The organism is Pseudomonas sichuanensis, from assembly GCF_003231305.1.
Classification (GTDB): Bacteria; Pseudomonadota; Gammaproteobacteria; order Pseudomonadales; family Pseudomonadaceae; genus Aquipseudomonas; species Aquipseudomonas sichuanensis.
On sequence record NZ_QKVM01000065.1, the window covers coordinates 1 to 15,166 of the forward strand.

Annotated in this window: 14 protein-coding genes; 6 read left to right on the plus strand and 8 right to left on the minus strand. The window is 62.2% G+C overall.

Annotation, left to right across the window (positions count from 1 at the left end):
* The first annotated feature begins 204 nt into the window (after positions 1-204).
* Entirely contained in the window at positions 205-579 is a 375-nt protein-coding gene (locus tag DM373_RS25255) for a DUF2784 domain-containing protein (RefSeq protein WP_110996148.1), read from the plus strand.
* Here DM373_RS25255 and tam read toward each other — a convergent pair.
* On the minus strand, positions 556-1,332 hold the full coding sequence (gene tam, locus DM373_RS25260; protein WP_110996149.1) for a trans-aconitate 2-methyltransferase: 777 nt from the start codon (positions 1,330-1,332) through the stop codon (positions 556-558). The genes DM373_RS25255 and tam overlap by 24 nt on opposite strands.
* A 106-nt stretch (positions 1,333-1,438) precedes the next feature.
* On the opposite strand from tam, the gene DM373_RS25265 reads away from it, so the two are divergent.
* A complete protein-coding gene (locus DM373_RS25265) occupies positions 1,439-1,888 on the plus strand; it encodes a FecR domain-containing protein (protein WP_157966889.1) in 450 nt (149 codons plus the stop codon).
* A gap of 55 nt (positions 1,889-1,943) precedes the next feature.
* Here DM373_RS25265 and DM373_RS25270 read toward each other — a convergent pair whose 3' ends face one another.
* Positions 1,944-3,353 (minus strand): amino acid permease, encoded by a 1,410-nt coding sequence (locus DM373_RS25270; RefSeq protein WP_110996151.1) that lies wholly within the window; start codon positions 3,351-3,353, stop codon positions 1,944-1,946.
* A 439-nt stretch (positions 3,354-3,792) separates the two neighbouring features.
* On the opposite strand from DM373_RS25270, the gene DM373_RS25275 reads away from it, so the two are divergent.
* Positions 3,793-5,217 (plus strand): aminotransferase-like domain-containing protein, encoded by a 1,425-nt coding sequence (locus tag DM373_RS25275; protein ID WP_110996152.1) that lies wholly within the window; start codon positions 3,793-3,795, stop codon positions 5,215-5,217.
* A 227-nt stretch (positions 5,218-5,444) separates the two neighbouring features.
* Here DM373_RS25275 and DM373_RS25285 read toward each other — a convergent pair whose 3' ends face one another.
* Entirely contained in the window at positions 5,445-5,714 is a 270-nt protein-coding gene (locus DM373_RS25285; RefSeq protein WP_110996154.1) for a DUF3077 domain-containing protein, read from the minus strand.
* A 64-nt stretch (positions 5,715-5,778) separates the two neighbouring features.
* Entirely contained in the window at positions 5,779-6,021 is a 243-nt protein-coding gene (locus tag DM373_RS25290) for a hypothetical protein (RefSeq protein WP_110996155.1), read from the minus strand.
* Positions 6,022-6,994: 973 nt separating this feature from the next.
* On the opposite strand from DM373_RS25290, the gene DM373_RS25295 reads away from it, so the two are divergent.
* Together DM373_RS25295 and DM373_RS25300 are read left to right on the plus strand one after the other, a co-directional pair.
* Positions 6,995-8,740 carry an S-type pyocin domain-containing protein gene (locus DM373_RS25295; protein WP_157966890.1) on the plus strand — a complete coding sequence of 582 codons (1,746 nt, stop codon included), beginning with the start codon at positions 6,995-6,997 and terminating at the stop codon, positions 8,738-8,740.
* Positions 8,737-9,000, plus strand: a complete 264-nt coding sequence (locus DM373_RS25300) for a hypothetical protein (protein WP_110996157.1) — start codon at positions 8,737-8,739, stop codon at positions 8,998-9,000. Before DM373_RS25295 ends, DM373_RS25300 begins: the two co-directional genes overlap by 4 nt.
* A 70-nt stretch (positions 9,001-9,070) precedes the next feature.
* Here DM373_RS25300 and DM373_RS25305 read toward each other — a convergent pair whose 3' ends face one another.
* Genes DM373_RS25305 through DM373_RS25315 form a run of 3 tightly spaced genes read right to left on the minus strand, consistent with a single transcriptional unit; the run spans position 9,071 to position 12,684 of the window.
* Positions 9,071-10,111, minus strand: coding sequence for a histone deacetylase family protein (locus DM373_RS25305; RefSeq protein WP_110996158.1), 1,041 nt, complete (start codon positions 10,109-10,111; stop codon positions 9,071-9,073).
* Positions 10,111-11,352: a Zn-dependent hydrolase gene (locus DM373_RS25310; protein WP_110996159.1), complete on the minus strand. Its 1,242-nt coding sequence runs from the start codon at positions 11,350-11,352 to the stop codon at positions 10,111-10,113. Before DM373_RS25310 ends, DM373_RS25305 begins: the two co-directional genes overlap by 1 nt.
* Before the next feature lie 27 nt (positions 11,353-11,379).
* A complete protein-coding gene (locus DM373_RS25315; protein ID WP_110996160.1) occupies positions 11,380-12,684 on the minus strand; it encodes an MFS transporter in 1,305 nt (434 codons plus the stop codon).
* 245 nt (positions 12,685-12,929) lie between these two features.
* Between DM373_RS25315 and DM373_RS25320 the strand changes: the two genes are divergently transcribed.
* Positions 12,930-13,838 carry a LysR family transcriptional regulator gene (locus tag DM373_RS25320; protein WP_110996161.1) on the plus strand — a complete coding sequence of 303 codons (909 nt, stop codon included), beginning with the start codon at positions 12,930-12,932 and terminating at the stop codon, positions 13,836-13,838.
* An 11-nt stretch (positions 13,839-13,849) separates the two neighbouring features.
* Here the strand turns inward: DM373_RS25320 and DM373_RS25330 are convergent, their stop codons facing one another.
* Positions 13,850-15,010 (minus strand): GGDEF domain-containing protein, encoded by a 1,161-nt coding sequence (locus DM373_RS25330; protein ID WP_110996162.1) that lies wholly within the window; start codon positions 15,008-15,010, stop codon positions 13,850-13,852.
* Positions 15,011-15,166: the final 156 nt, after the last annotated feature.

The window sequence follows — 15,166 nt, forward strand, 5'->3', positions numbered from 1 at the left end:
CGTGTCGACATCACAAATGAATGCACATACAACTATCAAAACCAACCGAGCAGAATACCCAGCCAAACAACCAAGCAACTAAGCAACTAAGCAACTAAGCAACTAAGCAACTCAAAATCAAACCGTGCCCATCGTAAAAAACAGCACCCTCCCAGACACACATCTGATTTATGCTGAACACCCTCCCCCCCGAGCCCCCACCCCATGCTCTACCGCCTGGCCGCCGACACCCTGGTCCTGCTCCATTTGTCCTTCATCCTTCTGGTCCTGCTCGGCGGCCTGCTGGTGCTCTGGCGCCGCAAAGCCCTGCTCATCCACCTCCCCGCCCTCGCCTGGGGCCTGGCCGTGGAAGGCCTGCACCTGGAGTGCCCGCTGACCGACTGGGAAAACCGCCTGCGCGCCGCCGCCGGCAGCGCCGGCTACCAGGGCGGTTTCGTCGAACATTACATCTGGCCCCTGATCTACCCCGCCGGGCTCACCCCACAGATCCAGCTATGGCTAGGCGCCGTCGTGTTGCTGCTCAACCTCGGCATCTACGGCTACGTGCTCTGGCGCCTAACGCGTCGCCACCACGAATAACCGCGGGAACGGCAGCAGCACCTTGCCGTCAGTGGCCGGCGGGTAATCGCGCTGCATCGCCTGCAGGTACAGCTGCAGGAAATCCGCCTGCTCCCCTTCGTCCAACCGCGCCAGATAGGGCCGTAGCGCCGAACCCTTGAACCACTCCACCACCGCCTCGGCGCCACCGGGCAGCGGGTGATGATAGGTGGTGCGCCACACATCCACCCGCGCGCACAGCGGGCTGAGCAGGTCGTAATAGAACGCCGCGCTGTGCCGTGGCGGCAAGCTGAAGCCGGCGAACTTGTCGGCCCACGGCCCCTGGCTGGCAATGTCCCGCAACTGCCGGTGCGCGGGTTCGTCGAGGTTGTCCGGGGTCTGCACCGCCAGGCTGCCGCCCTCGCTGAGCTGGCGCACCAGGTGCGGGTACAGGCTGGCATGGTCGGGCACCCACTGCAGCGAGGCGTTGGCGAGGATCAGATCCTGGGGCTCGGGAGCCGTCCAACTGCCGATGTCGGCGATCTCGCAGCGCACCCGCGGGATACTCAGGCGCGGCCGCTGCCTGGCCTTGTCGACCATGTCGGGGTCGCTGTCCAGCGCGGTCACCTGCGCATCAGGGTGGCGCTGCAACAGCACTTCGGTAGAGTTGCCCGGGCCGCAGCCCAGGTCGGTGGCATGGCGCACCGGGCGTGGCGGCACGGCAGCGAGCAGATCGCGCACGGCGCGGGTACGTTCGGCTTCGAACAGCGAGTACTGGGTGGCGGACCAGGCCATTGTGTGGCTCCTTGCGTGGCGGATGTGTGCAGCATAAGCCATTCGCCCAGTGGAGCGCCGGAACCGAATGACTATGCTGCAAGTCTGTCCCTGCATGCGCACATCGATGAAAACCACCCTGCCCCTGATCTTGCTCGCCCTGGTCGCCGCCTCCGCCCTGCTTGGCTCGCCGTGGATGAGCCAAGGCTTCGACCTGGCCGACCTGCGCACTACTGCCAGCCAGCAACTGACCCGCCACCTGGAGGACGGCAGCCTGCTGGTGCTGCAGCCCGACAGCGCGGTGGACGTGGAGTACGACACCCGCCAACGGCGCCTGACGCTGCTGCAAGGCGGGCTCTACGTCGAGGTGGCCGATGACGACCCGCGGCCTTTCCTTCTGGTCACCGAGCACGGCACCCTGGCCACCCGGGACGGGCAATTGGCGCTGGTGCGCAAGGGCGGGCAATCCGACGTCGAACTGCAAGCCGGCAGCGCCGAGCTCGACAGCGGCGGGCAGCATGTGCGCCTTGGCCCCAACCAGGCGCTGCGCTTCGACCAGACCGGCCCAGTGCACTGAACGAAAACGGCCGGACCCCGCAAAGGGCCCGGCCGTCTTGTGCAGCGCTCGGCGGTTACGCGCGCTTGCTGCTGCGGATCTGGTGCACCACGCCCATGGCCACCACCACGGCGGCAGCGATGCCGGTGGAGATCACCAGGATCTGGTAGTCAGGCATGAAGGCCATGGTCACCAGGGCGGCGATGATGAAGGCGATGACCAGGTAGGTCAGCCAAGGGAACAGCCACATCTTCAGGCGCACTTCCTTGCCTTCGGCAATCAGCTTGCGGCGCATGCGCAGCTGCGAGAAGGCGATCACCAGGTACACCAGCAAGGCGATCATGCCGGTGGTGTTCATCAGGGTTTCCAGCACGTCTTTCGGGCGCAGGGTGTCGCTGAAGTTGATCAGTGCGCAGAACACCGCCACCAGGCACGAACCGATGATCGCGTTCACCGGTACACCGGTGCCGGTGCGGGTGTACTTGAACAGGCGCGGCGCGTCGCCACGCTGGGCCAGGGAGAACAGCATGCGCGAAGCGGTGTAATGGCCGGAGATCAGGCAGCTGCTCACCGAGGTCAGCACCACGAAGTTCATCAGCAGTTCAGCGTACGGCACACCCAGCAGCTCCAGGGTACGGCGGTAAGCGCCATAGCCGGAGACGCCCAGCTGCGGATCGTTCCACGGCACCAGGCAGACGATCAGGAAGATCGAGCCGACGTAGAACAGGCACACACGCCACACCACCGAGTTGGTGGCCTTGACGATCTGGGTGGCCGGATCCTTCGCTTCGGAGGCGGCGATGGTGACGATCTCGGCGCCCAGGAAGGCGAACATCACCCCCAGCAACGCCCCGATCACCGTGGTGATGCCGTTGGGCATGAAGCCTTCGGCGGTCAGGTGGCTGATGCCACGCACTTCACCGAACTGCCAGACGTTCATCACCGCCGCGGTGCACACCACCAGGAAGCAGACGATCGCCACCACCTTGATCAGCGCGAACCAGAACTCGAACTCGCCGTAGTGCTTGACGTTGAAGAAGTTGACGGTGATCAGCAGCAAGGTCGTGGCCAGCACGAACACGTTGACGCTCACGTCGGGGAAGAAGCCGTGCAGGATCTTGCCCGCCACGTAGGCTTCCCAGGCCATCAGGATCACCCAATACCACCAGTACAGCCAGCCGATGGTGAAGCCGGCCCAGCGGCCGATGGCGCGGTCGGCGTAGGTGGAGAACGAGCCGGTGTCGGGCGAGGAAGTCGCCATTTCACCGAGCATGCGCATGATCAGCACCACCAGGATGCCGCCGGCCAGGTAGGCCAGGACGGCTGCCGGGCCGGCGCTGTGGATGACACTGCCGGAACCGACGAACAGTGCGCCGCCGATCACCCCGGCGATGGACATCATCGTCAGGTGGCGCGACTTGAGCGAGGCACTGAGCTTGCTCTCGTGCCCGTCGTTCGCGGTGGTGGATGTGGATGTTGCGTCCATCAGTTATTTACCCCGTGCTTCTTTTTATCCAAGGAAAAACTGTGAAACCCCGATGGTTATCGGTCTCACCTGTACATCAGTGCAAATGCGGGCAGGGAGGTGTGCGCGAGCACACGCAGGCCATCCGTGGCGGCCTGCTTACGCGGCCAGAGGTTGCCCTCTGAACGAACTGAACCATGCTGGGTCCGAACCAAAGGCGGCCGGCCGGGCAGAAAGAAGGTGCGAGGCGAACCCCGACGGTAAAGCAGCGAATTTATGATTATTCATGACGCTGGTTCGTGCTGTGTTGGCGATTTCTGACACGTAATGTAAAAATGTCGAACACTTTGAGCCATGCACAGCGGTGCGAAATCTGTACTGCACTGTACAGGCCGCCGATGCAATACACCCCGAATTCCCGGCCGGCGCTTGGCGTTACGCACCCCCGAAGGCACCCCGAATGCTCCAGCTACACCCGGACTCCTCCACCCCGCTGGTCAATCAGATCATCGACGGGCTGCGCGCGCTGATCGACAGCCAGGCGCTCAAGCCGGGAGCGAAGGTGCCGTCCATCCGTGCCTTTGCCGCCACCTACTCGGTGAGCACCTTCACCGTGGTCGAGGCCTACGACCGCCTGGTGGCCCAGGGCCTGTTGGTGAGCAAGGGCAATGCGGGCTTCTTCGTCAATCGTGCGGCGAACGAGCTGGTGGATAAAGCCAACATCGAGACGGACAGCACCCGCCCGACGTTCAATTCCGAGTGGTACCTGCAGCAGATCTTCGAGACGCGCCAACTGCCCTTCAAGCCCGGTTGCGGCTGGCTGCCCAACGACTGGATGTACGAGGAAGGCCTGCGCCGCGGCATGCGCCAGGTGGCCGGCAGCCCGCTGGAGCTGTCCGGCTACGGCGACCCGATGGGCCTGCCGGAGCTGCGCGCCCTGACCGCGCAGAACCTGCAGCAGGAACTGTCGATCGTCGCCAACCCGGCGCAACTGATGCTCACCCATGGCGCCAGCCAGGCCCTGGACCTTGCCGTGCGCACCCTGGTGCGTCCCGGTGATGTGGTGCTGGTGGACGACCCCGGCTACCCCAACCTGATGAGCATCCTGCGCACCCAGGGCGCGACGCTGGTGGGCGTGCCCCGCACCCCGGCCGGCTACGACCTCGATCATCTCGAGCGGCTGCTGGCGCACCACCAGCCCACCGCCTTCTTCACCCAGCCGCACCTGCACAGCCCGACCTGCTCGCGCACCCCGCTGGCCCAGTTGCACCGCCTGCTGCAACTGGCCAGCCGGCACGGCTTCCGGCTGGTGGAAAACAACCTGTACGCCGACATGATCACCGACCCGCTGCCCTGCCTGGCCAGCCTCGACCACCTGCAGCAGGTGGTGTACGTCGGCAGCTATTCGAAAAGCATCTCGCCCAACGTGCGGGTCGGCTACCTGCTGGCCAACCCCGAACTGATGCAGCAGTTGCTGCACTTGAAGATGCGTTCGGGGCTGACCACCTCGCAGGTGATGGAGCGCGTGGTGTACGCCGCGATCATCGACGGCCGCTGGCGCAAGCACCTCAAGCGCCTGCGCCAGCGCCTGGCCGAGGCGCATCAGGAGGTAGGCCGGCACCTGCATCGGCTGGGGTTCGAGCTGTTCATCGAGTCGGATGAAGGGATGTATATCTGGACCCGCCATCCGGCGATCCCGGACAGCGCGGCGTTGCTCGACGATGCGCTGGAGAAAGGCATCATGCTCGGGCCTGGGCAGCTGTTCATGGTGGATGCCAAGGCCACTGGGTGGATGCGTTTCAATGTGGCGTTCAGCACCGACCCGGCGATGTGGGAGTTGCTGGAGAAGGTGTTGGTGAAGCATGTGCGGCGGGGCGGAGTTTGAACCTGCCTCGCGTTCATCGCCGGCAGTGCTTCTGCCGCCCCACCTGACTCACGCCATGCGCCAAGGCTGGCAACCATGGCCTAACAGGTTCGGCACGTTGCAACAAATGTGGGAGCGGGTTTACCCGCGAAGCGCCGCGCGGGCGGCGCTCGATCTCACAGACACTGCATCTCTCCCGACAAACACCCTGTCGCCCGATGGGCCGCCAAGCGCCCCCTATTACCGAATCAATGCGCCAAGCCCAGCTCGGCGTCATCAAGCAACGCCTTGGCCATGGCACTCAGGTAATACGCCGCCCAGACCATGCGCGGGTCTTCCTCCATGACCCCGAGCAGGGTCAGGTGGCGCACACAGTCCAGCAGCTCAGAGGCCTGTTCGCGGGCGTGATCGCAGGGTATGCCCGGTTCGATGCGAAACAGCGGCTGGGGGTTGTCCTGCCCCTGGCAGAAGCGGGTCTTGCCGGCAGTGGTGGGAGGTGTTGGGTTGTCCGTGGTCATGCCGTAATCCTCGAAGTCATGGCGTTGGATGTGGTGGCCCGTTCGCTGGCGAACGGGCTCGGCCTCAATGCAAGGGCTGTGACATCACCGCCTGCTGCACCTGCGCCAGTGCCGACTCCAGCAGCGAGCGCAGCGTTTCCATCTCGTGCACGGCGGCCAGCATCAGCATCGAGCCGGGGGACTTGGTGCAGAGCAGGACGGATTGATGGGCGACGGCCAAGGCGCAGTGCAGGTGTTCGCTGATTTGGACCAGGGTGTCTTCGAGGAAGGCGGGGGAAAGGGGTGGGTCGGGGACAATTTTAAGCATTGATCTACTCCTTGGGTCGGGCTACCACCAACCTGCTGTCAAACAGGTGGTGACAGCTGTACGTAGGTTGACAGACCGGCGGAGTTGATCAGTAACCGGCGCACGCGAGCGTGCCCTACGCACAGCCGCCGTTGAAGGACTAGCCATGCGATCACCCCGTAGCGGCCTGTCAAAGCCATGTCGCTGATGTGCAGCGACCCGGCGAGACTAGTAGGCGGAAATTGCCACCGCAACGGAAAAAATGCGCGGGCATTATCTTTGGGAAATGGACTACAGGGAAGGTGTGAAATCTGATTGATAGGCTGGGGCTGGCAAGGGCCTGACTGTAGATTGCATGTGGGCGGCAAGGTGCCTGCCGGTGTTTTTGCAGCGCCTATGAGATCGAGCGCCGCCCGCGCGGCGCATCGCGGGACAAGCCCGCTCCCACATCTGTTTCGGGCCAATGAGTCCTGTGAAAGTACCGCTGCCCGCCTTGGTGCATGTCTTGAGTCATGCGGAGCAGCATTAGCGACCACGCCAAAACCGCGTCGTACCAACAGGGCGGACCAGGTGATGGCACAGGAGAGACTGGCCCGAAACAGATGTGGGAGCGGCGGTGCGCCGATGCGACTTGTCCCGCGATGCGCCGCGCGGGCGGCGCTCGATCTCAAGAGCGCTGCAAATCTATCGCCTGGCACCTGGTGGCCCGCATGCGATTTCAAGACAGGCTCTTGGGCGCCACACCTCCGACCACACTTAATCGTGCCCCCTTAAAGAACCAAGTCCTAACACCCACCTCCCCCCAGAATTAAAATTTCTACAGCGAAATGTTTTAACACCCCGCTAAAGTTCAGCCACTTCCGACACACCTCTACTTGCAGCATGACCAAAACAGTTTCAACCAGAACAAGTAAACCAAGGGATTATTTCCACATTCACCCTTATCAATAAAACGACCATCGTTCTCTCCAAAACCACCCAAAAGGAGAGAGCAGTGACCTCACGCACGTTACTGACACAGTCAGAGCTTCAAGAAATATATTCGACAGATCCGTTCTCGTATGATTTCGAACATATCATTTCATGGGACATTCCATTCACATACCCAATACCACTACCAGACATATCAGGAATTTCAATCGACGGACTAAGAGCCAACGCTATAAGCATTACCCAGGACATAATCAGCAAAGTCGAAGCTACACGTCCAGAAGGAACACCAGGTTATGACGAATATGTAGCTCGACAAAAAATAAAAATCAATGAAACCTATTCTGACACTATAAGCAGGCTTTACGCAAAAAGGGAATTTCTAATAGACCTTCGCGTCAGAATAACGGGCCGAATGGGCCTGCACGCTAAAAATTTCACCGGAGAACATATCTACGCCCAAAGCGACCGCAGCCCAGGCAAATGGTTTTTAATCCTCGTAGACATATATGCTGCCGAGGACGATTTCTATGAACTCCAGATCTGGACACACAATCTATTAGCGAGCATCACTTCAGCACAAATAGAAATCATACTAAAACGCTGCCCACCCAAAGTCAATAAAGATCTTGAGAGAACTAATCTTCAACTTCTTGCGGCATCCAAAGAGCGAGACCAGCAAGCACAAGATAGCAACTCCATCAGTTTCAGCCTCACCCCAACCTTGCAGTTGAGCACAACTCAAGGCCCTATTGCGACATACGAAACCCCCAGGAGCACAGCAACTAAGCTACTGGAAGCAAGCCGCCTATTGACAGCTCTAGGCGAAGCTGCAGCGACTCGTTTTTTTAAGCTTTTTGCAGGCGGTATTCTGTACGCCCCTGAACTGGGGAATTCAGATCTCTACCACGACTCCGCACTGAGCATTCCCGCCGAACTGCTGCTCCCTCGCATCCCGCAGGACATCAATGACATTGCTGCGAATTATGGAGAACTGGAGCTACCGCTCAGAGTCCACCCGGACTCCGGCACCTACAGCCTTATAAAACCGCCAACTTCTGCCAGTTCGACAAACAAGATCCCAGTACGACCTCTCGTTCTAGACCGGGTACGTAACAGCTACGTATCTCTCCCCTCCAGTGAGTTCCCCACAAAACTTATATTCCCCATACATCCTCGTGACATCTCATCTACAACCTCCCCTTTAGAACCGATTCCTGCCAACCCCTACACTGGAGTAAAACTTCTACCCGAGATCATAACAACAACACCGTTCCCCGCCTCTACAAGATCGAAATCCAAAGACTGTATTTACTGCTTCCCTGCAGATTCAGGACTACCACCGCTATACGTCGTCTTCAGCTCGCCTTATCCAGGCGCCACAACACGAGGCCAATATAGCGGACGCCTTTACAACCCGGACAAATCTGGAGGACCTACCGAAAAACTTGACTGGCGGGACGCAACCATCACCCAGGCAGGTATTGACCTCGCAAAGCTGCACACGAGTAGGTTCAACCATTCCGATGCAAACAGAATAATGCTCGACAGACTTGAAAAAATACTACATGGCTCGATAGAAGCAACTGACACTGACAAACGTTTTTACACACACGAAATCAGGGAACTGGAGCGGTATCGCCGCCTTGGCATTGCTGATAATATCAACCCCAGCAATGACGGCGAAGTATGGAACAACACCCACACCGCCACACTTGAAGACTACGCACTAAGCTCTGATTTCACTCTACTGTACACCCCAGAGGCCATCGAAGCCGAAACATTACAAATTTATCGAGAAGAAAAATGAATACAATCAATGAGATAGTTATCAATGAGAACCCCGTTGATGTCATTTTATTTTTGACAAACAAGGCCGGCATTGACCACCCCAGGCTTGACAGGCTCTACAGCCTAAACGGCTGGCCCCACCTTAACAACATGCTTCTGATCGAACTCATTCAGACCATGAAGTTCGAGGGGCTCATAGAATCAAAAAACGGAAGATACGTTAGAGGCCCACACTGGAAACCACCACAATTCTTGCTAGACAAAAAATATTCTCTTTAGCTAGATGAATTGAACCTTTGTAGCGCAGCTCACAGGCCTCACTCTTAATTGAGGCCTGTGAGTTTAAAAGTTATTCACTAGCCTCGTAGTAATACCAATCCCCACTATCCGCAAAAAACGCCTGGGCATTGGCCTCAAGACTCTCCAAGTGGTACCCGCCCTCCTGCACGATCAAGCAAGGCAAGCGCAACCCACGAATTTGCTCACCCAAACGCGCAAAGCCTTCAGTGGTCACCGCCACCTTGCTCTGCGGGTCCAACTCGTAGATATCGAACCCCAGCGACAACACCAGCACTTCGGCACCAAAGTCCTTCACCGCATCCAGCGCCACCTCCAGCCGGCCCATGAAATCATCCTCACTGGCGCCATGCGTCATGGGCAGGTTGAGGTTGTAGCCCTCCCCCGCGCCGCTGCCGCGCTCGTCCTCGAAACCGGCGACGCCTGGGTAGAAATTGGTCGGGTCGCCATGCACCGAGACATACAGCACATCACTGCGGTCGTAGAAGATCTCCTGGATGCCCTGGCCGTGGTGCATGTCGGTATCGAGGATCGCCACCCGCCGATAACGGCTGCGCAAGGCCTGGGCAGCCACGGCCGCGTTGTTGATGTAGCAGAAGCCACCCGCGGCATCGAAGCGCGCATGGTGCCCCGGCGGGCGGCACAGGGCGTAGGCAGCGGGCTCGCCGTCGAGTATCGCCCTGGCCCCGGCGACGGCACTCTGCGCCGACCAATAGGCCGAGCGCCAGGTGTGCTCGCCCACCGGGCAGCTGCCGTCGGCCAGGTAGCGCCCGGCTTGGGCGAGGATGCCGCGCAGGGCGTTGGGCTCGCGGACGAAGATGTTGGACATGACTTCGTCGCCCCAGTCCTCGGGCACTTCCTTCCAGCGGGCATGGGCTTCTTCGAGAAAGCGCAGGTACGCCTCGCCGTGCACGGCCTTCAGTGGCGCAAGACCTGCGTCGTCAGGCTGGCGGATGTCGAAACCCAGGCCCTTGGCGGCCTGCAGCAGGCGCTGGGCGCGCTCGGGGACTTCCTGCGGGGTGCGCATGGCACCGCGGGAGTAGTAACTGCGCGGGTGGTGCAGCAACTGTTCGGGGTGGAAATAGCAGCGCATCAGGCGTCTCCTTCGGCAACCTGGCCGGCGCGGGCCAGCACGGCATTGAGCAGTACATCGGCGCCCTGGCGGGCGTCTTCGGGCAACACGTCCTCGGCCTCGTTGTGGCTCAGGCCGCCGACGCAGGGAATGAACACCATCGCCGTCGGGCAATAGCGCGCCAGCAGGATGGCGTCGTGGCCGGCGCCGCTGACGATGGCTTGCTGGCTGTAGCCCAGCCCATCCACGGCTTGCTGCACTGCCGCCACGCAGTCGGCGTCGAACGGCGTGGCCGGGCTGACCCAATGGCGTTCGACCGTGACCTTGAGGCCGCGCTGACGGGCAATGGCCTGCAACTGCAAGCCGATAGTGCGCTCCATGGCCTCGATGGCCTCGTCGCGGTGGTGACGCAGGTCGAGGGTGAAACGCACCAGGCCGGGGATGGTATTGCGCGAGGACTTGGCGATGTCCAGCTCGCCCACGGTGGTCAGGCCCTCGGGGGCAAAGTCGCCGGCCAGTTGCTCGACGGCCTGGATCATCCGCGCCACGCCGTACAGGGCGTCCTTGCGCAGCGCCATCGGCGTGGTGCCGGCATGCGCGGCCATGCCTTCGACGGTCACGTCGAGCCAGCGTATGGCCTGGCCACCGCTGACCACGCCGATCGCCTTGGCGTTGTCCTCGAGGATCGGGCCCTGTTCGATATGAGCCTCGAAATAGGCGTCCACCTTGCCACCCAACGGGCGCTGGCCGGCGTAACCGGTGCGCGCCAGCTCATCGGCCACGCTGATGCCGTCGGCATCGCGGATCGCCAGGGCCTGCTGCAGGTCGAGGCTACCGGTGAACACCGCCGAGCCGAACATGGCCGGGGTGAAACGGGCGCCCTCCTCGTTGGTCCACACCGCGATCTCCAGCGGCTTGCGGGTGCGGATGCCGAGGTCGTTCAGGCGGCGCACCACTTCCAGCCCGGCCAGCACGCCATAGACACCATCGAAGCGACCGCCCTCAGGCTGGGTGTCGAGGTGGCTGCCCATCATCACCGGCGCGGCATCCGCCTCGACGCCCTCGCGACGGGCGAACAGGTTGCCGATGGCGTCCACGCTCAGGCTCAACCCAGCCTCGCGGCACCAGTGGCCGAACAGTTCGCGCCCGGCCTTGTCCTCGTCGCTCAGGGCCAGGCGGCAGCTGCCGCCCCGGGCGGTGGCGCCGACTTCGGCCATGGCCATCAGGCTCGCCCACAGGCGTTCGCCGTTGCTTTTCAACATTGCAGGTACTCCAGGCAAATCAGGGTTTCAGGCCAGTTCGAGCTGACGGCTGCGGGCGTACTGGCGCGACAGGGCCAGCACACAGACCAGCGACACGCTGGCGATCAGGGTGTAGAACAGCGCCATCGGCCACCATTGGCCGGTGAAGGTATGCGCAAGCCAGGTGCCGATCAGTGGCGTCAGGCCACCGGCAATGGCGCCGCACACTTGGTAAGCCAGGGAAATGGCGGTGTAGCGCACGCGGGTGTCGAACATGCCGCTGACGTAACCGGCGATCACCGCGTAGAACGAGGCCATGCACGCCGCAGCCAACGCGATGCCGAGCACGATCAGCGGGCCCTGGCCACTGCTGACCAGCACGAACATCGGGTACGGCGAAGCCATCGCCAGCAGCGCCACCAGGGCCAGGAAGCGCGTGGCGCCAAGCTTCTCCGACAGCCATGCGGCCAGCGGCTGCACGCAGAACTGGATGCACGCCACGAAGAACAGGCATTCCAGAATCAGCGAGCGCTCCAGATGCAGTTGCTGGGTGGTGTAGCTGATCATGAAGGTGTTGGTGAAATAGACCCCGGCGATGCCCAAGGTATTGGCGCCGATGCACAGCAGCAGCGGGCGCCAGGCGGTACGCAGCACTTCCAGCACCGGCGCCTGTTCCTTGCGCTGAGCCTTGGCTGCCTGCTCGCGGCTGGCGATGAACTCGGGCGATTCATTGACCCCCAGGCGTATGGCCAGGCCGACCAGCAGCAACAGCGCGCTGGCCAGAAACGGCACACGCCAGCCCCAGCTCATCAGGTCTTCCTCGGGCAGGCGGGTCACCGCGCTGAACGCCAGCAGCGACAGGATCAACCCGGCCGGGCTGCCCAGCTGGGCGAACGAGGCGAAGAAGTTGCGCCGCCCCTTGGGGGCGTGTTCGCCGGCCATCAGCACCGCGCCGCCCCACTCACCGCCCACAGCGATGCCTTGCACCACCCGCAGCAGGATCAGCAGCACCGGCGCGGCGACGCCTATCTGCGCGTAAGTGGGCAGCAAGCCGATGCACACGGTGACCACACCCATCATCAGCAAGGTGATGATCAGCGATTTCTTGCGCCCGATGCGGTCACCGATATGGCCGAACACGATGCCGCCCAAGGGCCGCGCAAAGAAGCCCACGGCGAACGTGCCGAAGGCGGCCATGGTGCTGAACAGGCTGTTGTCGGAGGGGAAGAACAAGGCACCGAACACCAGGGCGGCGGCGGTGGCGTAGATGTAGAAGTCGTACCACTCGATCATGGTGCCGATGAACGCGGCGGCGGCGGCACGGCGCGGTTGGGGCGAAGCGGCGGGCTTCATGGGGTGGCTCCTTTGTTTGTTGTTCTGGCAGGAGTGGGTGGGTCACGGTTGCGCTCTTTTGGCGCCTTGTGGGCCTTCATCGCGGGGCAAGCCCGCTCCCACAGGCTTTTCTGACACCTCGTGGGAGCGGGCTTGCCCCGCGATAGCGGCAGCCCTGATGAAGGTGATTTTTCGGCTCGCCCCTATGATTAGTCAATTTTCTATTTATTATTCGAAGTATTAACCCTGCTTATATAGAGCCTGCCATGCCCGACCGCCTGCTCAACGATCGCCTCGACTGGAACCTGCTGCGCACCTTCCGGGTGATCGGCCAGGAACTGTCCATCAGCCGCGCCGCCGCCCGCCTGCACCTGACGCAACCAGCAGTGAGCCAGGCGCTCAAGCGCCTGGAAGAGCAACTCGGGCGCCAGCTCATCGCCCGCCGTGGGCCGCGCTTCGTGCTCACCGAGGTGGGCGAGCAATTGTTCGAACTGGCCGGCGAGGTGTACGGGCAGATGTCGCAGATCGGTGGGCTGCTGGAGCAACCGGCGGACGAACTGGTAGGCAAGGTGCGCCTGCTGATGATCAGCCGCATCGTCAGCGAACGCTTCGACGACTTGCTTGCCGACTTCCACCGCCAGCACCCGCGGGTGGAGCTGGAGATCGACGTGATGCGCAGCTCGGACATCGTCGCGGCGCTGCAGGAAAAGACCGCCACCGCTGGGCTCAGCCTCAACCGCCGGCCACAGCCGCGCCTGGAGCAGCAGCTGTTTCTGCGCCAGCGCTACGCATTCTTCTGCGGCAAGCACCATGCCCTGTTCGGCCAGCACCAGGGCGACCTGCAGCGGGAGAATTTCGTCAGCTTCACCAGCGACCAGATCGGCGGGATGCTCTCGCCGCTGACCATCTTCCGTGACCAGCAAGGCTTTGCCGGGCGCATCGTCGCTTCATCGCCGAGCCTGGAGGAAGTGCGGCGCCTGGTGATCGCCGGTTTTGGCATCGGCTGCCTGCCCGAGCATGTGGTGGCGCCGGATGTGGCGGCGGGGCTTTTGTGGAAGCTGCCACCGCTGGAGGGGATCGCCGATGTAGACATTCACTTGCTGTGGAACCGCGAGCAGCGGCTGAGCCGCGCGGAGAGCGCCTTCATCGAGGCGCTGCAAAAAAGCCTGATCTGAGCCTTGCCTGGTCAGACAGCGCTGCGCGATCCATCCATCAACTGCAAGCTGTTGCGCCCGGCACGCTTGGATGCGTACAGCAGGCGGTCGCCCTGCTCGATCAGTGCCGCCAGGCTGGCCGGCGGGCGGTCGAACAGGTGGGCACCGATGCTCAGGGTCACCGCTTCGGGGGTAGCGCAGGCGTGCGCGGCGGTGTGCTGGAACTGCTGGCGCAAGGCCTCGGCCAGCGCCTCGATGCGCCCCCGTGACGCATCGGCCAGCAGGATCACGAACTCGTCGCCACCCAGGCGTGCGGCAATCGACCGTTCCGGCAACTGCGCGCGGATCATCTCGCTGAGGGCGATCAACAGGCGGTCGCCGGCGCCATGGCCATGCAGGTCGTTGACCAGTTTGAAGTGGTCGATGTCGATCAGCAGCAAGGCGCCGGGGCGCTCGGGCGCGACGTCCTTGAACAGCGCCGGCGCCCGCACTTCCAGAGCGCGGCGGTTGTACAGCGCGGTCAGTGGGTCGCGCGCGGCCAGGCGCTCGATGCGCTCTTCGCGGCGATAGCGCACGGTGCCGGTCATCGACAGGGCGATCAGCATGATCGCCATTGCGCCTTCCACCAGGGACACCTGGATGATCTGGCCACGGAAGGCAGCGAGGTCGATCAGCGTGCCCGGCAGCAGCGCCGGCAGGGTCTTGGCCAGGTAGAACAGGCCGTGGAACAGCAGGATGTAACGCAGCTGTACTGCGCCGACGCTGAGCGATTTGCCATGGGGACGCAGCAACCAGCTGGCCTGCAGGGTGAGCAGCGCGATCATGCTTGACTGCACCACCAGCAAGGTCTTCGACCACTGCGGCCAGTCCGGCAACAGCAACATGGCCAGCCAGGCCGGGATAATCAGGTACCAGGCCCGCGACAGGCGCGTTTCGGTGAAACGCGACACACCCAGCAGGAACAGCCAGTGGGCGCTGATCAACATGCCGTTGGCAAACCACACGCCGATGAACAGGTAGCCGCTGCTGCGCAGCAGGGCCAGGGAAGAACCGACACTGATGATGGCGAAGCTGGCGCTCCAGCACAGCAGCGAAGACTCGCGCACGCTGCTCCACTCCACCGCCAGGTACAGGGCGGCGGCAGCCGCAAGGGCGATGGTGAGCGTGAGGATGGTGGAAGCGTCGAACGCCATGAACGGGGCAGCCTGTGTCTTACGTTTCTAAAGGGAGGATTGTATGCGTTCGAAGGGATTTTCGCAGGAGGGCGCGCCATCCAAATGATGGCATTCGCCCGCCTCATGCATGCGAATGCAGTCCTTAGCAAACCGGCTCGGTGTGCTTGGGTGCGG